At 65.5% G+C, this 22,522-nt stretch carries 20 protein-coding genes and 2 pseudogenes; 8 read left to right on the forward strand and 14 right to left on the reverse strand.

From position 1 onward, the window contains the following. The first annotated feature begins 9 nt into the window (after positions 1 to 9). The 3 genes and pseudogenes from JNG39_RS05695 (at position 10) to JNG39_RS05705 (ending at position 2,745) form a co-directional block, all read left to right on the forward strand. Positions 10 to 522: a hypothetical protein gene (locus JNG39_RS05695; protein ID WP_368310189.1), complete on the forward strand. Its 513-nt coding sequence runs from the start codon at positions 10 to 12 to the stop codon at positions 520 to 522. Positions 523 to 2,044: 1,522 nt separating this feature from the next. Then, positions 2,045 to 2,209, forward strand: a pseudogene (locus JNG39_RS05700) (integrase core domain-containing protein); the annotation flags it as partial. Positions 2,210 to 2,289: 80 nt separating this feature from the next. Continuing rightward, positions 2,290 to 2,745 carry an Imm63 family immunity protein gene (locus JNG39_RS05705; RefSeq protein ID WP_368310190.1) on the forward strand — a complete coding sequence of 152 codons (456 nt, stop codon included), beginning with the start codon at positions 2,290 to 2,292 and terminating at the stop codon, positions 2,743 to 2,745. A gap of 364 nt (positions 2,746 to 3,109) precedes the next feature. On the opposite strand, the gene JNG39_RS05710 is transcribed toward JNG39_RS05705, so the two are convergent. From JNG39_RS05710 to JNG39_RS05725, 4 genes and pseudogenes are all read right to left on the reverse strand, one after another. Beyond that, positions 3,110 to 3,544: a hypothetical protein gene (locus JNG39_RS05710; protein ID WP_368310191.1), complete on the reverse strand. Its 435-nt coding sequence runs from the start codon at positions 3,542 to 3,544 to the stop codon at positions 3,110 to 3,112. 194 nt (positions 3,545 to 3,738) lie between these two features. Continuing rightward, entirely contained in the window at positions 3,739 to 4,566 is an 828-nt protein-coding gene (locus JNG39_RS05715) for a sterol desaturase family protein (RefSeq protein ID WP_368310192.1), read from the reverse strand. A gap of 54 nt (positions 4,567 to 4,620) precedes the next feature. Further along, positions 4,621 to 4,764 (reverse strand): annotated as a pseudogene (locus JNG39_RS05720) (EF-hand domain-containing protein); the annotation flags it as partial. 151 nt (positions 4,765 to 4,915) lie between these two features. Beyond that, positions 4,916 to 5,452 carry a hypothetical protein gene (locus tag JNG39_RS05725; protein WP_368310193.1) on the reverse strand — a complete coding sequence of 179 codons (537 nt, stop codon included), beginning with the start codon at positions 5,450 to 5,452 and terminating at the stop codon, positions 4,916 to 4,918. Positions 5,453 to 5,635: 183 nt separating this feature from the next. Here JNG39_RS05725 and ompR point away from each other — a divergent pair, with 183 nt between their 5' ends. From ompR to JNG39_RS05740, 3 genes are read left to right on the forward strand one after another with little or no spacing between them, the layout of a single operon-like run. Continuing rightward, positions 5,636 to 6,355 (forward strand): two-component system response regulator OmpR, encoded by a 720-nt coding sequence (gene ompR, locus JNG39_RS05730; RefSeq protein ID WP_368310194.1) that lies wholly within the window; start codon positions 5,636 to 5,638, stop codon positions 6,353 to 6,355. A gap of 38 nt (positions 6,356 to 6,393) precedes the next feature. Then, complete coding sequence (locus JNG39_RS05735) at positions 6,394 to 7,617, forward strand: ATP-binding protein (RefSeq protein ID WP_368310195.1); 1,224 nt, start codon at positions 6,394 to 6,396, stop codon at positions 7,615 to 7,617. A gap of 58 nt (positions 7,618 to 7,675) precedes the next feature. Continuing rightward, entirely contained in the window at positions 7,676 to 8,506 is an 831-nt protein-coding gene (locus tag JNG39_RS05740) for an alpha/beta hydrolase (RefSeq protein WP_368310196.1), read from the forward strand. A gap of 36 nt (positions 8,507 to 8,542) precedes the next feature. Here the strand turns inward: JNG39_RS05740 and JNG39_RS05745 are convergent, their stop codons facing one another. Beyond that, positions 8,543 to 9,856, reverse strand: a complete 1,314-nt coding sequence (locus tag JNG39_RS05745) for a carbohydrate-binding protein (RefSeq protein ID WP_368310197.1) — start codon at positions 9,854 to 9,856, stop codon at positions 8,543 to 8,545. A gap of 372 nt (positions 9,857 to 10,228) precedes the next feature. Between JNG39_RS05745 and JNG39_RS05750 the strand changes: the two genes are divergently transcribed. Together JNG39_RS05750 and JNG39_RS05755 are read left to right on the forward strand one after the other, a co-directional pair. Next, a complete protein-coding gene (locus tag JNG39_RS05750) occupies positions 10,229 to 11,050 on the forward strand; it encodes a TIGR04325 family methyltransferase (protein WP_368310198.1) in 822 nt (273 codons plus the stop codon). A 162-nt stretch (positions 11,051 to 11,212) separates the two neighbouring features. After that, on the forward strand, positions 11,213 to 12,298 hold the full coding sequence (locus JNG39_RS05755) for an autotransporter outer membrane beta-barrel domain-containing protein (protein ID WP_368310199.1): 1,086 nt from the start codon (positions 11,213 to 11,215) through the stop codon (positions 12,296 to 12,298). 94 nt (positions 12,299 to 12,392) lie between these two features. Here JNG39_RS05755 and JNG39_RS05760 read toward each other — a convergent pair whose 3' ends face one another. From JNG39_RS05760 to JNG39_RS05800, 9 genes are read right to left on the reverse strand one after another with little or no spacing between them, the layout of a single operon-like run. Beyond that, positions 12,393 to 13,583 carry a hypothetical protein gene (locus JNG39_RS05760; protein WP_368310200.1) on the reverse strand — a complete coding sequence of 397 codons (1,191 nt, stop codon included), beginning with the start codon at positions 13,581 to 13,583 and terminating at the stop codon, positions 12,393 to 12,395. Beyond that, positions 13,580 to 14,749 carry a glycosyltransferase family 4 protein gene (locus JNG39_RS05765; RefSeq protein ID WP_368310201.1) on the reverse strand — a complete coding sequence of 390 codons (1,170 nt, stop codon included), beginning with the start codon at positions 14,747 to 14,749 and terminating at the stop codon, positions 13,580 to 13,582. Before JNG39_RS05765 ends, JNG39_RS05760 begins: the two co-directional genes overlap by 4 nt. Further along, on the reverse strand, positions 14,746 to 15,384 hold the full coding sequence (locus JNG39_RS05770) for a polysaccharide deacetylase family protein (protein ID WP_368310202.1): 639 nt from the start codon (positions 15,382 to 15,384) through the stop codon (positions 14,746 to 14,748). The genes JNG39_RS05765 and JNG39_RS05770 overlap by 4 nt, the downstream gene beginning before the upstream one ends. Next, positions 15,381 to 16,553 (reverse strand): glycosyltransferase family 4 protein, encoded by a 1,173-nt coding sequence (locus JNG39_RS05775; RefSeq protein WP_368310203.1) that lies wholly within the window; start codon positions 16,551 to 16,553, stop codon positions 15,381 to 15,383. The genes JNG39_RS05770 and JNG39_RS05775 overlap by 4 nt, the downstream gene beginning before the upstream one ends. After that, positions 16,550 to 17,668: a glycosyltransferase gene (locus JNG39_RS05780; protein WP_368310204.1), complete on the reverse strand. Its 1,119-nt coding sequence runs from the start codon at positions 17,666 to 17,668 to the stop codon at positions 16,550 to 16,552. The genes JNG39_RS05775 and JNG39_RS05780 overlap by 4 nt, the downstream gene beginning before the upstream one ends. Next, a complete protein-coding gene (locus tag JNG39_RS05785; RefSeq protein ID WP_368310205.1) occupies positions 17,665 to 19,020 on the reverse strand; it encodes a phenylacetate--CoA ligase family protein in 1,356 nt (451 codons plus the stop codon). Before JNG39_RS05785 ends, JNG39_RS05780 begins: the two co-directional genes overlap by 4 nt. A 1-nt stretch (position 19,021) precedes the next feature. After that, on the reverse strand, positions 19,022 to 20,284 hold the full coding sequence (locus JNG39_RS05790; protein ID WP_368310206.1) for an O-antigen ligase family protein: 1,263 nt from the start codon (positions 20,282 to 20,284) through the stop codon (positions 19,022 to 19,024). Continuing rightward, a complete protein-coding gene (locus tag JNG39_RS05795) occupies positions 20,272 to 21,369 on the reverse strand; it encodes a polysaccharide deacetylase family protein (protein ID WP_368310207.1) in 1,098 nt (365 codons plus the stop codon). Before JNG39_RS05795 ends, JNG39_RS05790 begins: the two co-directional genes overlap by 13 nt. A gap of 5 nt (positions 21,370 to 21,374) precedes the next feature. Beyond that, entirely contained in the window at positions 21,375 to 22,505 is a 1,131-nt protein-coding gene (locus JNG39_RS05800; protein ID WP_368310208.1) for a glycosyltransferase family 2 protein, read from the reverse strand. Positions 22,506 to 22,522 lie beyond the last annotated feature (17 nt).

Here is a 22,522-nt window from a genome sequence, read left to right on the forward strand (position 1 = left end):
AGACATTTAATGATTTATGAAAAGCTTTCTCAGTTGAGTAAAACTAGTTTTCGATTCAAGCCTAAAGGTCCCGACGTAAGGGCGCTCGGCATGGAAATTTTTCGGGAGTATGCGGCCTTGAGTGAAGACGCTCGTGAGCGTGTGCGCTCGAGCATAGATTATGAGTCTTCCAAAAAGCTCCTCTCGATGAGCAGCGTGTTGGCTGAAGAGGCGATGAACTCCGTTGATGTTCGCTGGATTGAAGCTTCCGTTTGCATGCATGCCATCGAAGACTTTATGAGCGATTACCGAGAGAACTACCGATATCTGGTTTTGTCCTCTTATTCGGCTGGCGCTTTAGGTGTCGTCTTTGCTGAGTTGGTCGATGGTCTTAAATTATTATTTTCTCCTAGTAGCGCGATACGTATGCGAGACTTTTGTAGCCAGGACGAATCGTTTAAGAGATTGTCTTCTTATGGTATTCAAGTGAAGGTTGTTGATGGACGAAAAGTCTTTGCTCCGCTTAGTGGTGGTTTTAAGTAGGATGTCGCGGTGGCTTTTTAAGTCCGATAGCAGCCCCGTCGCCAGATCCCCATACATACGCTTGAGCTTGTTGTGCTCGGTCTAGGTCGTGCAGCCAATGTGTCGCCTCCACGTAAATTTGGTCCAGACATAGTCCGAGGTCTCCGGGCAAACTAAGCCTCAAGGAGCGCCCCGATGCGTAAGAGTCAATTCACCGAGAGCCAGACGTAAGCTGTCAAGTAACGGCGTGTACCTTCAAGGGAGCGTCCGTGAGCAATTGCTTCGGATGGAAGCGGCGTGGCCCACTGCCGAAGGGGAGGACGACTTGGGCGGTACAAGACTTTGGTTCTTGGTTGTGGCGCCAGAAGGGCTGGCATGCAGTGGGAGGATGGAACGCGAACTTGGACGTGAAGGTACTCTCTTGTAAGCCGAGGATGGTCTTGACGTTGCGCATGCGAGGATAACTAGGATGCATAACATGTTCGATGGATTCTGGTCTGGCGTGATCGGAGCTCTTCTTTCGACGAGGAGAGGCCGGCCCCCGACACCTGCCGTTTACATAGTGTCATTCCTCTCGGGTGCGATTTCGGCAGTCATCATTCTTTTCATTTCGATCGCATGGGAGGTTGGGACGGCTAAAGCGTTGTCGTTGATGGCTGATAAGTTTGTAAGTGCACCGACGGTGCTGGTTCCACTGTTTGGCGGGCTTATGGCCACCTCGGTATTCTGGTTCCCGAGAAACGACAGGTAGCGTATTAGTGACGACCGTGGAACCTCCACCGTTGCGGGCAGGGGATCTTGCGCTCACTTGGTAGGTGGATACACGTTGTGTGGCCGCTATGCGTCCGAGTAGTTACGACGCCTGCTGGCATGAGCTCGAACCAGGTCATCCTCCTCTCCGCAACCTTTCAGGCCCGATTGCAACCAACCTTGGCTTCCAAATGCGATAGGGCGAGGTGACAATTCTTTATGGCTACACGTCCGGCGTTCGATGTCGTGGACGTGAAGACTGGGTTCAACATGCTGGCTCGTCCCGATCCCGCTACTGGGCAGATGGAACCGAGCGGTGTTTGGCGTAAATGCTTGATGATACGGCGAGCGGGTTACGCCTACAGGGAATGAGTTACGGTGATGTGAGCGGTCTCAATCTGGCTTCGGTTGTGAATAAGTCTGTGGGCGAGATGATGTCGGCATTACGCAATGCAGTTGGTCCGCGTTGATGACGACGAGGTCTTGCTAAGGTCTACGTTGTACACCCTCGACGTTTTTGCCGAGAGAGAAGGGGTGAGTATCGTTTGTCTCGATGCGAAAAAAAGCCCATGACTTTCGCAGAAGACCGCATTAACTATGTAATATCCCATGCGTGTAATGATTTTAATGGCGAGATAAGCGATATCTGTATTCGCAACCTCTTGACGGGGGCAGGTAGTCGTGCGGGTTCCCTAAGTATTCTGGAAAACTATGCGCACGCTATGGGTGTCTATTCATGGTTCGTGAACCAGAATCTGGCGAGTCTCAGGAACTGGTTTTCACCATGGCTAGTATGGACATGCACATCTTTCGCAACCTGAGCGAAGTACGCGAGCGGGCCGAACGCTGGCTAGCCGACTACAACCGGGAAGTCCCACGCGGCAGCCTCGGCGGGCTGACGCCCGTCGAATTTAGACAACAACACGATCCGGCAACCTTGGGCTATGGGTGGCACTAACTAACGGGGGGCGACACATTCGGAGAAGTCGGCGGCGGGACTCAAATACTTCCTGATTTCCTTGCCAAAGTTCATGTCAGGTGGCTAATCAAGAATGGCTACGTGAGAGAGGCGAAAAAGTGATTGACCCTCAAACATTGCAATCCTTGCAGCAGAGAATGTGGGACCTTGGACAACGTATCGGGGCTCCGAAGGACCTGCTGGTGGTGCGGAAGGAGGCGTCAGGGGTTGGCGACCCCTACATCGATTGCGATGGCAAATCCTTCCTTTACATTGTTTCGGAGCGAGGCACTGAATTTTCTAGAAAGGTTGTAAGTTCTGAGGAGGAGCTTCTTCACTTACTTCTTTCGGACGCGGTATCACAAATGGCATGGGACTATGAGCTGGATCATCGAGTTGATGGACGTGATCCGCGTAGGATTGCGTTCCAGAAAATGATTGAGTTGATGGATCGCTTGGACCCGAGCTGGGGTGCGCAGATGAGGGCAGAAACTGAGGAAATTCTTCTGAATGCTCCCTACAAGGACGATATCTAGGGGAGGTGCGAGGTGAGCGACGGGTGGTGTAGGTTACCCTGCTGTCCTGGGAAGCGGACTCCGGGCGGTTAGCGGTTGGCTGGGCGATTCGGCACCCGCGCTCTATGGCCAGGTCGTTACAGCGTAAGGAGGCATCCTCGGCCTGACCACGATGCCGGGCTTCGACCCGTCGCCATCGGGCAACCCGGCAACGGCGGTGCAGACGTAATCGCCGCCAAACGGCAGCTTCTGGGGTACTCCGGTACGTATGATGCCAAAAGCTCGCCGTTCGTCGAGGAGTTGCCGGACCATATCGGACTGTCTGAAGACGAGTGAGCTATCCATGCACGGTCCATATAAACTCCGCCTGCTCATCGACCGAACCTCAGAACCATTTCCACCAAGGTCGCTTTGGAGCTTGCGAATCGGGCGGAATGTCGTGTTGGCTGAAGTCGTCCGTCGCGACCATCTCGCCGTCTGCATCGTATTCCTCGTCATCGTCGCCCACCACCCTTGCGCCGAGCATTTGGGCGATTTGGAACATTTTTCGGAGGATTTCGTTGTCCGGGTTCTTGGCGACGATCCCGCTGGAATCGAGCCAGATCCATGCCGTGTTATCTTTGGAGTAGGCCGTCCAGACAGCCATCCCTTCGTTCTTCACGCGTAGCACGGCTCCATTGCCCACCGTCGTCTCGGCATAGCCGTCAAGGCGGAGCTCGGGATCGGAGGCGATGTAAGCTTTCCATTCCTCCATGGAAATGGTCGGGCCTTCGTCATCGAACCAGTGCGTTTTGCGAGTGATGTGGATGTCGTAGCCCATGGCGATCCTTCAGACCGTCTGCTCGGAATGTCGTATTACGTATGCCGAGTAATAATACCGTGGGCTGCACCGAGCTGCATCGAAAACGCCCGACTTTCAAATAAAAAAAAGGAGCCGGTGGGTGCATGACCGACCAAGGGTCGTCCAGTCGCAACGAGGTCCGCCGCAATGCCCCGGCCCGAAGTGAGCGCACGCTACTCCGGTGGCCCGAAAAGCACGCGTCCATACTGTTTCCAGCCTCGCGCGGCTTTCAAGCTACCAAACATATGTACCCATCCATGGAAGGCGATGCGGAAGGGATTATGGCTGTAAATCGGCTTCACCAGACCGTACCGAGGCGGTTCGTCCTCGCGTTCCCGGCGGAACGAACCGAATAGCCGGTCGAACACGATCAGTACCCCGCCGTAGTTGCAATCGATGTAATCCGGGTTGCTGGCATGGTGCACGCGGTGGTGCGAAGGCGTGTTGAACACGAACTCGATCGGCCTTGGCAGTCGTCCGATCAGTTCCGTATGCAGCCAGAACTGATACAGCAGGTTCACCGCCAGCGCGGCGAGCACTACGGGAACGGGAAACCCGATCCATACCAGCGGGGCGAAGAACACCGTCGCACCGGTGATCTTTCCTGTCCAGCCGAGGCGATACGCGGACGACAGCGTGTACTGGTTCGATGAGTGGTGCACCGAATGGTTCAGCCAGAACCAGTGGATGCGGTGGTCGGCACGATGCATCACGTAGTAGCAGAACTCCTGGCCCAGGAAGAGCAGGGCCCAATGCCACCAGCGGTCCATGGCGAAGGTGGCGATGCGCCATTGCCAGACCGCATAGAGCACCGCACCGGTGATGCCGGCCTTGAGCAATCCATTGACCAGCACGCGGCCCAGCGCATCGCCGAGCGATGCCCAGTAGGCCTTCCAATCTTGGCCGAGGCCGCGGCGTTGCCGCAGCCACCCTTCGGCGGCGGCGATCAACACGAACAGCGGCAGCGGTATCACCAACAAGCCGAGCGAGGACGTATCCATGGTGATCGCCTAGCCGGCTCAGCGGCCGAAGCGCTGTCGCGCGGCCCCGGCGGCCTGCTTGAGTTCGTCGGTCGACAGCTTTCCATCCTGGTTGGTATCGATCTTGTCGAAGTTCTTGGCGATACGCGGCAGGCCGGCTTCGGCTTCCTGGCGATCGATGAAGCCGTCGCCGTTGGTGTCCGCGGCCTTCAGGCGTGCCTGTACGTCCTGTTTGGCCTGGGCCGCGCGGTCGCTCTGCGCAAACGATGACGTGGAGGTGACGATCAGGGTCGCGGCGAGCAGGTAGGTGAGTTTCGGCATGGGATACCTCATGAGTTGGAAAAGAAGACCATCCCTGGTCGTGGGGGGATCAGTTGCCGCGGCAGGCTATCGTCTCGCCCGCGGCGTTGCTGCAGGTGCCGGTGTGGGTGATCACGCCGTTCTGCACGCTGGTCGAGCCGCTGTAGCTGTTGCCGTTCTTTCCGGTGGCGCTGGTGCTGCGGCTGCCGTTGACGTTGCCGTCGGCATCGCGGGCGATGCTCCCGCTGGTGGTCGCGGAGCCGCCGTTGGGGCCGTTGATCGACGCGCTTCCCTGCCGGCCGGCGCTTCCGTCGGCGTTGCGGTAGAAGCTGCCCTCGCGCTGCGCGGTACCGCCGTTGGCACCGGCGGCATACGCCCGGCTGTGGCCGTCCACGTTGCCCTGGCCGTCGCCGTGCACCTGGCGGCCCCGCGCAAAAGCGCCTCGCTCGCCACGGGCCGCGGCCCCGGTGACGGCGGTGCGGCCTCCGTCGCCGGTATGGGCTACCGCATGGCCGCGGATTCGGCCTTGCGCCGACGCATCGGGAATCGCGGCGGCCGACGTGCCGGTCAGCACCAGAGCCGCCAGTAACAGGGTCGTTCTTTTCACGGGATGTCTCCATCGGGTCGGCGCGAGGCGTTCTCGCGGTAGAGCCAGGCTAGTGCCCGCCGTCGGCACAGGTGTGTCGCGATCGCCACGACATGTTTCCGCGGCGCGCCCGGGAAACATTTGCTTACACATGCCGCGGAAAGGGCGTTGCGCGGGCCCGCGGCTAGCCGCGATAGTGGCGCCATGGACGACACCCTGGCTCGCATTCTCCTGGTCGACGACGACGCGCGTTTGCGCGAACTGCTGCTGCGCTACCTGGAATCGCAGGGCTTCAAGGTCACGGGCGTGGGCGATGGCGCGCAGATGCGGCAGGCGCTGGATCGGAGCCACTACGACCTGATCGTGCTGGACCTCATGCTGCCCGGCGAAGACGGCCTCGATATCTGCCGCCGCCTCCGTGGCCAGGATGACGACACGCCGATCGTGATGCTTACCGCCAAGGGCGACGAGATCGACCGCATCGTGGGCCTGGAGATCGGCGCCGACGACTATCTTCCCAAGCCGGTCAATCCCCGGGAGTTGCTGGCGCGGATCCGGTCGGTGCTGCGGCGCGCCCGGCCCGCGCCCGGGGCGCCGGCGCCGGACGGCGGCGAGGTCCGGTTCGGTTCGTTCCGGCTGGACCTGGGGCGCCGCGAACTCAGCCGGAACGGTGAGTTGCTGCGCCTGACCTCGGGCGAATTCGCGGTACTGGCGGTACTGCTTAAGCACCCGCGGCAGCCCCTCAGCCGCGACCGCCTGATGAGCCTGGCGCGTGGCCGCGAGCATGAGGCCTTCGAGCGGAGCATGGATGTCACCATTGCCCGCTTGCGCCGGTTGCTTGAGGACGACGTGCGCAACCCGCGCATCCTCCAGACGGTCTGGGGCGTGGGTTACGTCTACGTGCCGCCGGACGATCGCGCATGAGTCGCCTCCCTTTACCGCGCAGCGTGTTCGGGCAACTCGTGCTGGTGATCGGGCTGGTGTTGCTCGGCGCGGCGGTGCTGGCGGTGGCGATAGGCCGACAATTGACGACCCGCCCCGCTGCCGGGCAGTTGCTGAATGCCATGGACGGCTTTGCGGATGTCGCCGAGGAGCTGGCACGCATGCAGCCCCACGAACGCTTCGTGGCCTATTTGCACGATGCCGGACTGGCGGTGACCGAACAGCCGCCGGCGCCGCGTGATCTGCGTGCCGAGCCTTTCATGCGGGAGTTGCTCGAACAAGCGCCGCAACAGCTCGAGCACGGCCGCGAGATGCGCCTGGGGCGCATCGGCACGGCGAACGTGGTGTGGCTGAGGCTCAATACGCAGCCTGCGTTGTGGATATCGTTCGCTTTCGATCAGCGCGGCAGTCGCGTGTTGCGCTTTTCGGTACTGATGCTGCTCGTGGGTGCGGTGCTGGTCTGGCTGGCGGCGGCTTACTATGCGCGCCGCCTGGTGGTGCCGCTGCGCGGCCTGGCGCGATCCGCGCCGGCGATCGTGCGCGGCGAACCGCCACCGCCGGGCGCCCTGGCGGGGCCGCGGGAAGTGCGGGATCTCGCGCGCGCCCTGGCCGATTCGAGCCGGGACGTACGCGAGGCCGCCGAGGAACGGGCGCTGATGCTTGCCGGCATTTCGCACGACCTGCGCACCCCGCTGACGCGGCTGCAGTACGCCGTCGAACTCGTGCCCGATGCCGACCCGGAACTCCGCGCCGGGATGCACCGCGATATCGCCGACGTCGACGCGATCCTGTCGCAATTCATCGCTTACGCGCGCGACGGCCGCGACGAAGCCAGCGAACCCCTCGACCTGGCCGCGCTGTGCCGCCATGCGATCAGCGCGTGCGAACGCGAGTGGCAGGTGGAAACGCCGACCTGCGCGCCGATGACCGGCAAGCCGATGGCATTGCAGCGTGCGGTGGGGAACCTGCTCGTGAACGCGCAGCGGCACGGTGCGCCGCCCTATGCGCTGCGGCTTTCGCGGCAGGGCGAGGCTTGGCGGATCGAGGTCACCGACCACGGGCCCGGCTTATCCGAGGAAGCGGCGCAGCGCGCCCGCCAGCCGTTCGTGCGTGGCGAAGGCGGCGGCACCGGGCTCGGACTGGCGATCGTCGAGCGCGTCGCGCGCCAGCACGGCGGTGAATTGAGGCTGCTTCCGCTGCATCCCCATGGTTTGGCGGCAACGCTCGTGTTGCGCGGAAGTTGATCATGTCGTCGACGAGGCGGACGTTATGGGTATGAGGCGAGCGTGCATGGTAGCCGGCATGGCATGGATCGCGTGGGGCCTGGCCGGCATCGCGCATGGCGCGCGCGACGAGGCGCGGCCGGCTGACATCCGGATGATGCACGACATCGCGTATGGCAGCGATCCTCGGCAGCGTTTCGACGTTTACCTGCCGCCATCGCCACGTCACGCCCCGGTGATTTTCATGGTACACGGAGGCGCCTGGGTGATCGGCGACAAGACCGGTCCGGGCGTCGTCGACAGCAAGGCCGCTTACTGGCTGCCGAAGAACTATGTGCTGGTATCGGTGAACTATCGGCTGTTGCCCGACGCCAAGCCGTTGGACCAGGCCAAGGACGTGGCACGGGCACTGGCCGCCGCGCAACGCATGGCGGCGTCGTGGGGCGCGGACTCCCGCCGGTTCGTCTTGATGGGCCATTCGGCGGGTGCGCACCTGGTCGCCTTGCTCGGAGCCGACCCGGAACGGCTAGCCGCCGCCGGTGCCATTCGGCCGCGGGGCGTCGTTTCCCTGGACAGCGCCGCGATGGACGTGGTGCAGATCATGGAATTTCCGCGCCATCCCAGGCTCTACGACCGGGCCTTCGGCGAGAACCCGCGCGACTGGGTCGCGGTGTCGCCATATCACCAGCTCCGGTCCGGGGCGCTGCCGATGTTGGCCGTGTGTTCCAGCCGTCGTTTCGACGCCTGTCCGCAGGCGCGACGCCTCGCGCAGAAGGCGGCAACGTTCGGTGCGCGGGTCGACGTGTTGCCCGAAGACTTGTCGCACGCCGAGATCAATCGAACACTGGGGCAGCCGTCGGATTACACGGCACGCGTGAACGCTTTCATCGCCGCGCTCGTTGCCCGGTAACGGGAGCCGGTGAGGGCCGGCTCCCGTCGTTCCCGCTCAGTACCCCAGGTTGCTCAGGAACCGCTTCGTGTACTGCAGCACGCTCGTGCTCGGCAGCGAGTTGCAGGTCGGCGAGGCGGTGCTTTGCGAGCACGGCGTGTCGCGGTCGAGTGACCAGAAGTGCACGCCGGCGAGCTTGTTGGCCTCGGCATAGGTCGTCACGTCGTCGATGTCGGCGATCGTGAAGATCTCACTCGAGGTGTCGTTCACGCCGATCATCGGCGTCACCTCGATCTTCGAGAAGGGCAGGCCATACGTGTGCTGGAGGTTCTTCACCGCCTGGATGGTCGATTGACCCATGTCGCAGCTGCCGTTCACCACGACGCACAGGCCGCTGCCCGTGGAGCCGTAGTCCATCGTCATCAGGTTGACGGTGTAGTTCTTCAGGCTCGAAGCCTTCAACAGCTTCACCACCTTGTCGCCGGTGACGTTGAGGCCGCCGAAGCTGCCATCGGAGGCCGCGAGCGTGGCCAGGGTGAAGGAGAAGCGCAGGTTGGGGTAGGTGGCCTGCACGGCCGCGGAGTTGTTCACCAGGGCCTGCAACTGCGCGTCGCTCTGGCCGCCTTCGATGTCGTAGTCGATACCGACGAGGTGGGCGCTGTTGTATCGAGCGATGAAGTTGCTCAGGCCCGTGGCGCTGCCGCAGGTGAACACGCCCGCCTGGCCGCCGGTGGACACGACGTAGTTCACGCCCGCGCTGTTGAGGCGCTGGATGTTGGCGGAAGCGAATGCCTGGCCCGGGATGCCGCCCCAGTTTTCACTGCCGCATTCGCCGGTGGCGAAGGCGAGCGTGATCGCGCCGAGGTTGGGCACCTGCGTGGATACCAGGCTTCCCGAACCGACGACGGGCAGACGTGTGCCGGTGACCGACGAGGACATGATGTTCGTGTTCCAGTCCATGCTGATGGTCACGTCCTTGTACGGGCTGAACAGCAGGTCGCCCGCGCCGGGAGGCGGATTGCCCGGATTGCCGGGGTCGCCCGGGTCGCCAGGATCCCCCGGATCGGTGCCGCCGCCGCTGCATGCGCCCTGCGAGGTCCAGGGCTGGCCGGACCCCGCGCCACCGCTGTGGGTGGCCGGATCGTCGCCCTGGGTCCACCAGTTGGCGATGTAGTTGCTGCCGCTGCGGCTGGCCACGTTGCCACCCGTGTACACGGTGGTGGACGTCCATGCCGCGGCGCAGGCGGTGGCCGCGTGCGCCTCGCGCATGGGAATCACGGACGAGAAAGCGAGCGCGATGGCGACGCCGAGCGTACCGGCGCAGCCGCCGGCGAGCGCGCCGGAGCGCGCCTTGAGTGTTTTGGAAAACATGTTGCCTCCCTGGATCGAGTGGTATGGACCAACGCGAAGGGGAGGAAAGCACCTCCCCCGAGGTACTGCCGACCGCACGAATCGCAAACCGGTTTAGTCCTCGATGACAACGTTGTCTATCCCTTCGATCCGCAAAGTGTGACTGTCTGCGTGAATATCTTTGCCGCACAGCGGCAGGAAATGGCGAAGCAGGGCCAGTTCCAAGACGGCGCGAGGCTGACGCATCGCACCACCCGATCAGTAGGTGTTTTCGGCCATTTTGTCCTGGGCATGACAACGACGGCCATCACCGAACGGTCTGGACATTTGCCATATGGGCAGGCCGTCCGCACCGGCGCATGCTCGATTCACACCACCCGAAGCGGCCATGCCATGAATGCGCAGCTCTTTCCAGCGGTGCGGCAGGAAATGCCCAGCCGTCTGCCCTTCCTGAGGGCATGGCAGGAAGCCCGATACGCCCGGCGGTTCTTCGCGCACACCGCGCTCACGCACCACCTGTATCGGGGCGTTTTCGCCACGTTCGACGAGGCCCAGGCGAGTATTCCGGCCGATCACGCCAGCGGTTACGACAACACGGACTCCGCCGAGCTTTACAGGGAGCGGACGCGACGCGTATTCATCAACGACTATCCGATGATCCATTGGCTGGGCCGGTGCTTCGACGAGGGCATGGACGAGGTGTTCGATATCGGCGGCCATATCGGCATCGCGTACTACGCCTACCGCAAGTACCTCACATACCCGAAGGACTTGCGCTGGACGGTCATGGACGTGCCGGCGGTGAACGCCGCGGGGGAGCACTGGGCTGCGGAGCATGACCTGGCCCACCAGTTGCATTTCGCCGACGACGTGGCCGACGCGTCGGGTTGCGGCGTGCTCTTCGCGGCGGGTTCGTTGCAGTACCTGCGATACAGCCTGGCGAGCGCATTGCGGCGCATGCCCACGAAGCCACGCTACCTGTTGCTCAACTCCGTGCCCGTGCATTTGCACGAGTCCTATTTCACGGTGCAGAACATCGGGGTGGCCTGCTGCCCCTACCGGGTGACGGCGGAAAGGGAGTTTCTCGGCGGCCTCACCGGCCTGGGTTATCGTCTGCTGGATCGTTGGGAGAACCCGCAGCGTCACTGCACAATTCCCTTCCATCCGGAGCTGTCGCTGGACAGGTATTTCGGGTTCGCGATGCGATGTGACTAGGTCGCGGACCGAGAACGTCGGAGGCGAAGGCCTACGAGGTGGCTGGTCGGTCGCCGGCTGGAAGATGTCGGCGCGGATGATCGTATGGGCGGCAGCCGGGAATAGCGATCGGCACGAAGCCGCATCGCGTCACTCCCGGCCTCACCACCAGGAGATTCATTCATGCGTACCGCTTCCGGCTTCCGCCGGCGCGTCGGCCTGTGCACGGCCGGCGCCACCTTGCTTTCGATGTGTGTCCTTTCGGCCCATGCGCATGCCTCGCTGCCTTCGCCGCCGGAGCGCGGCAGCGTGCCGAGGGCGCAGGTGTTCCGCAGTCGTCCCGCGCTGGTCCCCCAGATGCCGTCGTATCTCGCGCTGGCACCGGCGCTGTTTCATTACGACGAGGTAGCGGCGCGTTCGATCCAGGCGGGTTCCGCGTCCGCGGCGTCTGCCGACGACTCGCGCCTCGTGCCCGTGTTTCATCGTACCGAGGCTCGCTCGCAGTACTCGCCGTACCGGGCCCTGGGCCGGTATGGATTCGGCTTCAGGGAAACCCTGAGCAGCACCGCGATCGGTTTCGATGCGCTCGCTTACGACGACGTGGGCCAGTTGCGCGTGGGATTGGCCCTGGATCGCGGCACCGTGCGGGTGCGCCCGAAGGCCGCGGACGGACGAAGCCTGTCGTCGTATACCGCGGACGGATTCCATGCCCGCGTATCGTGGATGCACGCCGACGGCGCATGGCTGGAAGGTGGCTGGCGCGAGGTCAGCTATGCGGGTGACGTGGCCACGCTCTATCGGGGCAGCAACGCGGCGCGCCTGCACGGGCATGGCCGCACGCTGAGCCTCGGTGGCGGTCTGGCCTGGAAGGCCGGCCATGGATGGTCGGGGCAGTCGAAGGCTCGCCTCGTCAGCCAGCGGCTGGGCGTGGACGACCTGGTGGATGCCGACCGTCTTCAGGTGCGCTGGGAAAATACGAAACGCACCACCTTCACGCTGGGTCAGCGTGTCGAGTGGAACGGCGGCACCTTCGTGCCGTTCGCGGCGTTGGATGCCACGTGGTCGCGTGGTGGCGAGTCGACCGTGAAGGTCGGGCGGCGGCACTTCGCCTCCGGGCGCGCGGGGCACGGCTTGCGGCTGGCGGCCGGTAGCGCGGTGAATCTCGCGAAGGGCGTGCAGCTCTACGGCGAGGGCGTGCGGCACCGGGCGATCGGGGCCGGCGGCTTCGATGGGTGGGGCGTGAACCTGGGGATGCGCGCGGCGTTCTGATCGTCCTTTCGCCGATGCGATCGGCTCCCACCCTTCGGTAGCAGGCTTGCCCAAGCGCTGCTACCGAAGGGCGGGAGCCGATCGTATCGGCGAATCAGGCTTGCGATACCGCCACCGGTTCCGAAGCGGTCCTTACGGTCGTACCCGGCTTCCCCAGCTCGAAATCGCGATACCGGTTCGGATTTCCCACATGCCCCGCCTCGGCCGCCTTGGCGATGTTGTACATCTCGCGTGCCGTCACGTAATGCAGCACGTAGCGTTTGCCGTCGTTGTAGTGCGATTCCAGGTACGCGTGCATGTCGTCCACCGGCTGGCCCAGCAGGGTGTCCATGTCGCGCTCCTGCGTGCCGTGCGTATGCACCTTCACGAACACCCATTCGGGCCGGCCTTCCACGTGCACGCCGGTGCGCACCCATTGGTCGACGCGGTCGCGCGTCGGCGGGCAGCCGCGACGCACGTCTGAGTTCTCGATGCGCGGGATGAGGCCGAAGCGGCGGTTCTTCCAGTTCAGGCCGAGCACGCCCTGGATGATGAGCAGGTCGCCGCTGGGCTGGCCGCCCACGCGCATGCGCACGCCGGTGTCGTGCGACTTCGACCGATGCGGATCGTCGGTGGCGTAGTAGATGGCGTTGGACATCCGCGTCTGCGTGTCGCTGGGCGCGGAGGGCAGGGTGAAATCGGCGTAGCAGCCCAACTGGCGCAGCAGCACCAGTTCGTTGTCGATGCCGCACCAGCGGCCGTCGGCGCGCGAGTTGTCCAGGCACCAGTTGCCGTGGATGAAGGCGAAGCGGAGCTGGCCCGTCTTCGGGTCGCGCGGGAGGGCGTCGTGGCGCTCGTGCAGCAGTCGGTTGAAGCGATCGATGGTGGCGAGGAAGTTCTCGGGCGTGTCGTTGTCGTGGTGCAGGTGGATCTCGATCTCGCCGTAGCCGTCGGCGCATAGCGCCTGCAGCTTGTCGAGGTGTTCGGGCACGTATTCCTCTTCGGGGTAGAAAAAGCTGTGCTGCGGCACGTGGCCGTCGGCGTCGCGGTGGCGTGAGGCCATGGCGCGGTAGTCGCCGCACCAGCGGTCCACACGACGACGCTGCGTATCCATGTCCACGCGGCCCCAGTTGGGCTCGAAATGGTCCACGAAGCAGAACATCACGTGCACCGGCCCATCCACGCGCGGCGGGGGCTTGCGGACGAGGTAGTCCCATAGCCAGTACTGCATGTTGCGCGCGCGGATCGCTACCGTCACGGCGGCGGCGACCAGCAGGAGGATCACGAGGACGGCGAGGGCGGTCACGCGGCGGCTCCGGTCGGTACCAGCGTAAGCAGCTGCTCGGCGTTGTTGCGCCACTGCCGCTCGCTGGCGATGTAGGCCCGCGCGGCATCCCCCACGCGACGTCGTTCATCGGTCCGGGCGGCCAGCGCCAGCACGCGTTCCACGCAGGCGGCGGCATCGCCATGCGGGAATAGCCAGCCGGTGTGGCCGTCGGCGATCACCTCGGCCACCGGTGCGTAATCCGGTGCCACCACCGCCACGCCCATCCCCATGAACTCGAACAGTTTCATCGGAGAGCCATAGTGGTTGGAATTCGGCAGGACGGCATAGTCCATGCAGGCGATCCAGCTGGCCACGTCCTCGTGCGGCACGCGGCCGGGCAGGAGAACGCGGTCGGCAAGGCCCCGGGCGGCCACCAGCTCGCGCACGGCGGGCAGCGTCTTGCCGTCGCCCACGAAGACCAGGGCGAGGTCGGGGGCTTCGGCGAGGCGGTTCGCGATGGCTTCCACGAACGCATCCATGCCGTGCCAGTGGGCGAAGGCGCCGATGTGGCCGCAGACCGTTCGGCCTTCCAGCCCGCGCTGGCGACGAAGTGCCGCGCGATCGAAGCGTGAGGGATCGAAGCGCGGCAGGTCCACCGCGTTGGGCGACACCACGGACGGGGCGATGTCGCCATAGGCGGCCAGCGCCTGATCGCGGAAATAGGTGGAGATGAACACCAGGCCCGTCGCGTTGCGCAGGCACCAGCGCTCGATGCGGCGGGCGAGGCCTTTCATGGTCAGCGGGCGCACGCGATCGACCAGGGCCGAGTCGTTGATTTCCAGCACGATCGGCAGGCCGCGACGCTTCGCCAGCCACACGGTGGCGAAAAGGAACAACGAATAACGCTCGTACACGAGCGACGGCGTGCCCTTGCGCCAGGCGGTCGTCATGCGCAGCAGGGTGACGAGGTTGTAGAGCAGTTCGAACATCTCGAACACCACGCCGGGCAGGCGGGTGACGAACCTGGCGAGGCGCCCCGGCTTGCCGCTGCCCGCGGTCTCGTCGTGCTCCTTCTCCGGATCGGCGCCGGGAAAGGACATCACCGACACCGTATGGCCCAGTTCGCGCAACGCGTTGACGATGCCGCGGATGTGCACGCCTTCCACGTGCCGGCCGCGCGTGCGGTGGTGATAGAGGATATTCATGGCGAGGTGCCCGAAAGCGCGGCGAAGCGCAGGCCACGTGCGTGCCACTCGGGAAGCACGGTATCGAGGGCCTGGGCGGCCTTGTGGCTGTCGTCGTGCATCAGCACGATATCGCCCGGCGCGGGCGGATCGGCGAGCAGGCGCGAGACCAGGGACTCGACGGGACGGTCCTGGTAGTCGAGGCTGTCGTACGACCAGTACACCAGGTTGCGCTTGTGCCTGGCGAAGTGGATCAGCAGTTGTGCGCCGACGTAGCCGCTGGGCGGCCGCATGCGGTGGTGCGGACGATCGTCGAAGCGGCGCAGCAGGGCATCGGTGCGGTAGACCTCGTCGAGCTGCTTGGCGATGTCCATGTTGGAGAACGACCAGTGGCTGTACGAGTGGTTGCCCACCATGTGCCCTTCGGCCACGATGCGCTCGACGATCTCAGGGTGCGCTTCGATTTTCTCGCCCACGAGGAAGAAGCTGGCCTTCACGCCGTGCCGGGCCAGCACGTCGAGCAGCTCGGGCGTGTGTTCCGGTTCGGGGCCGTCGTCGAAAGTGAGGTAACGCAGGGCGCTGTCGCGCGTGCGGGTGATCACCAGCGTGTCGGGCAGCAGGGCCAGGAGGTCTTGTTTTTTCGGTTTGCGGATCATGCCTTGGCACCCAGGTGGAGCGGTTCGCCCGCGGCGACGCGCGCGAGCACACGCTCCAGGCGGTCGATATTGTCGTCCCAGCGGAAGCCGGCGGCATGCGCCGCGATGGCCTGCGCATCGACATGGCGTTCGAGGGCTTCGACCAGCGCCGTGCCCAGTTCGTGCGGCTGGTGCGGCGGTACGAGGATGCCCGCATACGAGGGCACCACTTCGGGAATGCCGCCCACCGTGGTGGCCACCACCGGCGTGCCGCAGGCCATGGCCTCGAGCACCACGTTGGGCACGCCTTCGTTGTGGCTGGGCAGGCACAGCACGTCGGCGGCGCGGAACCAGTCGGCCAGCCCGGCGTGGTCGGTCGCCCCGGCGAAGCGCACGGCGGTGGCGCAGCAGAAACCGCTGGCCAGGCTCTCCAGGCTCGCGCGGTCGGGACCGTCGCCGACGAACACGAGGCGAGCGTCGTGGTGCCGCTCGGCAAAGACCGGGAACGCCTTCACCAGGTCGTGGCAGCCCTTGCTCAGCTTGAGGTTGCCGGCGTAGAGCACCACCGGCACCTCGGGCGGCAGGCCGAGTTTCCTGCGCGCTTCGGTGCGATCGCCGGGATGGAACAGCCGCGTGTCCACGCCGTTGTAGAGGGTTTCCACCTTGGCCTCGGGTATGCCCAGCGCCACGACCTTGGCGGCCAGGGCCTTGCTCACGGCGAGCACGGCGCCCGCGCCGCGAAGCGCCTGGCGGATCTGTGGGCGGCGCAGCCGCGCCTCGGCCTGCACGTTGAGGTCGCTGCCGTGCACCTTCACCACGTAGGGGATGCCGAGCAGGCGCGCGATCCAGCCTGCCGCCACGGCGTCGGGAAAGGCCCAGCTGGCGAGCAGCACGTCGTAATGCGCCGCGCGCAGGGCACGGCCGTGCTGCCACATCGCGCACAGGAAGAAGCACAGGGCGTTGAGGAAGCGGCCGATACCCGGTGGGTGGTAGAAGGTGAAGCATTCGGTGGCCACGCCGGGCACCGTCGCGTCGCCCTTGCGCTCGCCCATGCGTTCACGGAAATCCACCGCCACCAGCACGTGCACGTCGTGGCGCTGCGCCAGCCGCTGGAACTGCTGGCGGTTGAACGCACCGCGACGCGGGTCCCACGGCGTCGGAAACAGGTTGGTGACGGCGAGTACCTTCATGGGCAGGTCTCCACGCCGCCGAAATAGAGCTGGCCGTAACGCGCCGCCATCGTGTCGAGCGAACCGTGGGTCTCGACCCACGCCCGCGCGGCACGGCCCAGGCCGGACGCCTGCAGCGAGCCGTGCAGCATGTCGAGCATCGCCTCGGCGAGCAGGGTCGGGTCGGAGGGCGGCACGATGCGTCCGGTGCGGCGGTCGCGCACGATCTCGGCGTTGCCGCCCACGTCGGTGGCGACGATGGGCAGGCCGGTGGCGCAGGCTTCGAGCAGGGCCATCGAATAGCCCTCGGTCACCGACGAGAGCACGAACAGGTCCATGCCCTGCAACAACTCGCGCACGTCGTTGCGGTCGCCGAGGAAATGCACGCTGCCCGCCACCCCCTCGTCGAAGGCGCAGGCGCGCAGCGTGTCGCGCAGCTCGCCGTCGCCGACGATCACCAGGGCCGTGTCGTGATGGTTGCGCCGCACGATCCGGAACGCCCGGATCAGGCTGGCGTGATCCTTGGCCCAGTTCAACCGTCCCACCGTACCCAGGATGCGCGTGCCCACCGGCACGTTGATCATGCGGGCCAGGCGCTCGTGCATGGTGTCGGAGGCCAGTTCGAAATGGTCGAGCGCGATGCCGTTGGGGACCACGCAGGTCTTGTTGGCGGGCGCGATGCCGCGACGGATGGCGTCCTCGCGTGCCGCCTCGCATACGGCGACCACGGCATCGGTGGCGCGCATGGCCCGGCGGAACAGCCACTCGCGGCGGCCCGGCCGGCGCGCCGCGCCCATGCCGTGGCGCGTGTTCACCACCTGGCGGATGCCCATGCCGGCGCTCGCCAGCACGGCCTGGTAATGGGCTACGGCGTTGTGCGTGTGGAGCACCTCCGTGCGATGGTCGAGCAGGTGCGCGCGGGCGCGGCCCAATGCGCGAAGGTCGAGGCCGTCGCGCTTGCCGCAGGCGTGCACGGGGATGCCGAGCGCGTCGAGTTCGCCCGCCAGCGTGCCGCGCTCGTAGAGGCAGACCACCTGGACCGCGTCGCCCTGCGCATGCTGGGTTTTCACCAGGTCGAGCACCATGCGCTCGAGGCCGCCGCGGTTGAGGTTCTCCACGAAGTGGGTGATGTTCACGAGGCCAGCTCCGACACGGTCACGCGCAGCTTGCCGCTGCGGGTCAGGGGAATGTCGTCGACGAAGTGGCAATGCAGTTGGGCGCTGTCGCCGAGCACGCGGGACACCTCGCGGCGGATGTAATCGAGCGAGGCGTCGTCGAATTCGCGGCCGCGGACGATGGAGAGGTCGAGCCGGTCGAGCTGCCGTTGCACGAGCTGGAAACGGGTCAGCCCCGGTACGTCCTTGAGCATGTGCGGAAAGAATTCGCCCGGCAGGATGTGGCCGTCCGGCGTGCGGATGGCGTCGAGCTTGCGTCCGTCCACCGAGGCCAGCATGGGCAGCCCGCGGCCACATGGACACGGCCGGGCTCGCTGCGTGGCCATGTCGCCGTTGACGTAGCGGATGAAGGGCATGCCGTGGTTGAACAGGTCGGTGATCGCCACCTCGCCGCTGCCGTCGCGCGAGGGCCTGCCGTCGGCACCGAGGGTTTCGACGATCAGGTGATCGGCGTTCACGTGCAGGCCGTCCCGGTGCTCGCACTCGGAGGCGATGAGCATGAACTCGCGGCAGCCATAGGTATTGAACGCGGGCGCGCCGAAAGCGCGCTCGATGAGCTCGCGCTGGAACGGATGCAGGGCTTCGGCGGCACCGATGATCGACGCGGGCTTCGCCACGCGACGTCCGGTGGCGATGAGCCATTCGGACAGCCGTACCAACGGGCCGACGTAGCCCACGATCACCTCGGGGCGGTAGGCGTCGATGGCATCGGCGTAGTCGGCCATGTTCGATTCGCTCATGGGAAAGCTGTCGAGCAGCTTGCGGCCGAACACGGCGTTGTAGGCGCGGTCTTTCCACTTGTGCGAAAGGCTCTGCTCGCCGACCGGGCCGCCCCACAGGAACAGCGTGCGCCGGCCCATGCGCGAACCGGCCCAGCCGTAGCCGCGCCACATCACCGCCACGCGGCGGTCGTTGCTTTCGCGGGTGAAGCCGAAGCGCAGCGGTTCGCCGGTGGATCCCCCGGTGGCCTTGTAGCCGAGCGCGTCCTTCAACGACACGGCTTTCATGTCGTCGAAGTTCTCGCGGATGTCGGCCTTGGTCAGCACCGGCAGGAGCGCGATGTCCGCAGGCTTGCGGATGTCGAAGGGAGTGATGCCCAAGGCATCCCAGCGGCGCCGGTAGTAGGGCACCTCGCGATGGCACCAATGGATGAGGCGGCGCAGCCGCTCGAACTGAAGGGCGGCGAGGTCGTCCGCGGCCAGCCATTGGTCGCGTTCGTAGCGGCGCATGTGGCGCGGCGTGTCGCGACGGCGAAGTCCGCCTTCGTAGGCGGGCCAGATCACGTGGCGCAGGGCGGAGGCGTAGAAGCTCATGTCAGGTGGTCCGTAGCAGCACGGCGACGAGGACGAAGATGAAGGCCACGCCGCCGGCCCCGAGGGGGACCCATCGCCAGCCCTGGTTGGCCAGGCGGAAGCGTGGCAGCTCGGGCCAGCGGCGGCGCGCGCCCACGTAATAACCCGCGACCATCGCGGCGATGAGGTAGAGCACCACCATGTAGCTGCGGCTGAGGAAGAACGCGGCGGCGAACAGACCGCACAGCGAGAGCAGCAGGGTGAGCGCCATCTGTCGTTCGGCCGCCCATTCGGCGGCTTTCGCGGCATCCTGGGTCTCCGGCGGACGATGGCGCACCACGGTGAGCATCATCCAGAAGCCGTAGCCGACGAAGGCCAGCCAGAGCACGAAGCCGGCGAAACCGGTTTCCGCCAGCACGAGCACGAAGGAGTTGTGCGCGGTGAGTTCGTTGTACTCGGTAAAGTTGCCCGCGCCCACGCCGAACAGGGGATTGTCGCGGAACATTTCCAGGCCGGCGTACCAGGCGTCGACGCGACCGGCGGCGGATTCCTCCCCCGCGTCGAGTTCGTCCATGCGGGAGGACACCAGCTTGAGCGCCACCAGGCCCAGCACGCCGAGCGTGCCGGCCACCACCATCCCGCGGCGATACCAGATATAGCAGCCGGCCACCACCAGCACGGCGAGCATGGCGCCGCGCGAGTTGGTGAGGTAGGTGCCGTAGAGCAGCAACGCGGCGCAGCCCAGCCAGAACACGCGGGAAAACCCGCGTCCGGGACGACCGAGGAACACCGCCATGGGCAGGGTGGCGGCGAAGAGCAGGCCCAGGTCGTTGGGATCGTTGAAGATGCCCACGTACTGGATGCGGTTTCCCTCGCCGATGGGAATGGCCGTCCAGCCCATGCCCGTCTTCGCCTGCTGCACGCCGTGCAGGGCGAGGATCGCGGCGCAGACGACGAATACCGCCATGGCCGTGCTTACCCGGCGCTGCGTGGTACAGGCCGCGCCGAAGACGAAGAAGGCGATCACGACCGGACCGAAACGGGCCAGTTCGTCGATCGCGCCGCCGCTCCAGCCGTTGGTGACCTGCGAGATCATCAGGATCAGCAGGAAGGCGGGCAGGATCACGAACTGTGGCGCTTCGAACGTCTTGGTGTTCGAGAACATCCAGGCGCCGAAGGCGAGCAGCAGCACCACCGGCAGGATCGGCACGAGGTCGAGCCCCGGCACGTAATCCTGCGGCCGGATGATCGTCAGCACCACATAAACGAGGATCAGGGGGAACATGGCTGTTCCCGGGGACCCTGCACCTCGTGGGCGACGGTGGGATAGCTCATCAGCTGCGGCAGCGCGAGCATGGCCGCGAACCAGCCCGGGCCCATGTTGCTTTCCACCGGCAGCCGGTACAGCGCATAGCGATTCTCCGAAGGCTCCGGGTTGGTGCCGCAGACGTAGCTGCAGGCGAGCTGGAAGCCCGCTTTGCGCGTGGCGGAGACCACGGCGTCGTTGTAGGCGCGGTCGCCGCCCACCGGATACGACATGAGCAGGGCCGGGTTGGCCAGCTCGCGGTCGAGCGTGGCCTTCGATTCGCGCACCTCGCGCTCCATCTCGTCGATCGGCAGGCGCGCGAGCATGCGGTGATGCACGCCGTGCGAGCCGAATTCCAGGCCGGCCGCTTCCATCTCGCGCGCCTGGTCCCAGGTCATCGGGCGGCAGTCCCGCGGCCGGGCGCTGGCCGAGGGCATGTTCCATTCCGTTTCCAGCCGCTCGATCATGGCGGCCTGGCCGAAGGCGTCGAGCCACTTCATGCGCAGCAGCACGTTGCCCGCGATGCGACGGCGCAGCGCGCGCTCGCGCGGTATCGCGACGTCGATGCCCAGTTCCGGCAGCACCAGGCGCGGCCGGTCGGTCATCAGGATCATGTGCACCAGCCAGTCGTACGCATACGGCTTGCCCGTGTCGATGTGCCCGGTCGATACGAAGAAGGTCGCGGGCACCTTCAGTTCGTCAAGGATGGGGGCGGCGATACGGTAGTTGTCGTCGTAGCCGTCGTCGAAGGTCACGGCCACCGTGTCCGGCGGCAGCGCTTCGCCCGCGTCCAGCGCGGCCACGACGTCGGTGAGGCGCATCGGATGGAAGTAGCGCTTGATCCGGCGCATCTGTTCGCGGAATTCCTCCGGCGGCGTGCTGATGAGTTCCAGGTCGAACTCATAGGTATCCGGATCGGGCAGCGGCATCACGCGGTGGTAGGCGAGGATGCGCAGGTCACGCTGCCACCAGGCGCGGACGCGCTGCAACGAATACAGCAGGCCACTGCTGTAGCACAGCTGGCCCAGACGGCCACGGATGCCGGGAGCGCCGCGTTGGTTCATGGAAGTCACCATAGGTGCAGCCTTCGGTTACGGGCGAAGGCGAGCAGGGCCTGTGCCGCGAAGAGGTTGAGGTAGAAGAACGCCACCGCGACCCGCAACGGGAACCAGCGGCCCAGGGCCGGGCGCAGGCGGGCCACACCGACCATCGCCGCGGCGACGGCCACGCCGGTGAAGCCCGCCGCGTACATCGGGTGGCGGGTGAACAGCAGGCCGCAGCCCAGCGTGAATCCGACGATCAGCCAGGGGGCGAGCAGGCGCAGCAGCTTGTGGCTCACGAAACGGAACCACAGCGGATTGCTCCAGGGCAGCAGCAGCCATGGGGCGAGCTGCACGAGCTGGTAATTGCCCGCCAGGGTGCGGATCTTGCGGCGGCGCTCGTCGTCGGGATGCTGCGAGGGCTGGTCCCAGGCGATGGCGCGCGGTTCGAACACCACGCGAAAGCCATGCGCGGCCACGCGCATCGGCACCAGCACGTCGTCGAGCACGGTGCCCTCGGGCAGGCGCTCGAACAGATCGCGGCGCATGGCGTACAGCGCGCCGCTCACGCCGATGGTGGAACCGGAAAGCGCTTCCGCGCGGCGAATCATCTTCTCGTAGCGCCAGTAGAAGTCCACGCCCTGGGCGAATCCGCCGCGCACGTTCTCCATGTGCAGCTCGCCGCCCACGGCGCCCACGGTGGGATCGGCGAGGTTGGCGACGAGTTCGCGCAGCGCGCCGGGCGCGAGGCGCTGGCGGATGTCGGTGAAGAGGATCACCTCGCCGCGCGCCTGGGCCACCGCATCGTTGAGGCACGCTGCCTTGCCGCGGCGATGGGCGAAGGCGAGCACGCGCAGGCGCGGGTCGGTGTCGCGACGGGCCACGGCGACGGTGTCGTCGGTACAACCGTCGCAGGCCAGGATGATGTCCACGCGGTCTTGCGGGTAATCGAGCGCGCGCAGGTTGGCGAGCTTGGCGCGCACCAGGCGGGAGCCGTCGTGCACGGCGATCACCACGGTGACGCTCGGCTGCGCGGCGCCGCGCGCGACAGGCAACGGACGCATCCGGGCCCAGCACGCCATGATGAGCGGGTAGCCCACGAACACGTGGACCAGCAGTCCCGCGGATATCCAGCACAGCAGCCAGGCAATCTGAGTCATGTCGCTCCCCCTGTCGT

The organism is Luteibacter sp. CQ10, from assembly GCF_040900725.1.
Classification (GTDB): Bacteria; Pseudomonadota; Gammaproteobacteria; order Xanthomonadales; family Rhodanobacteraceae; genus Luteibacter.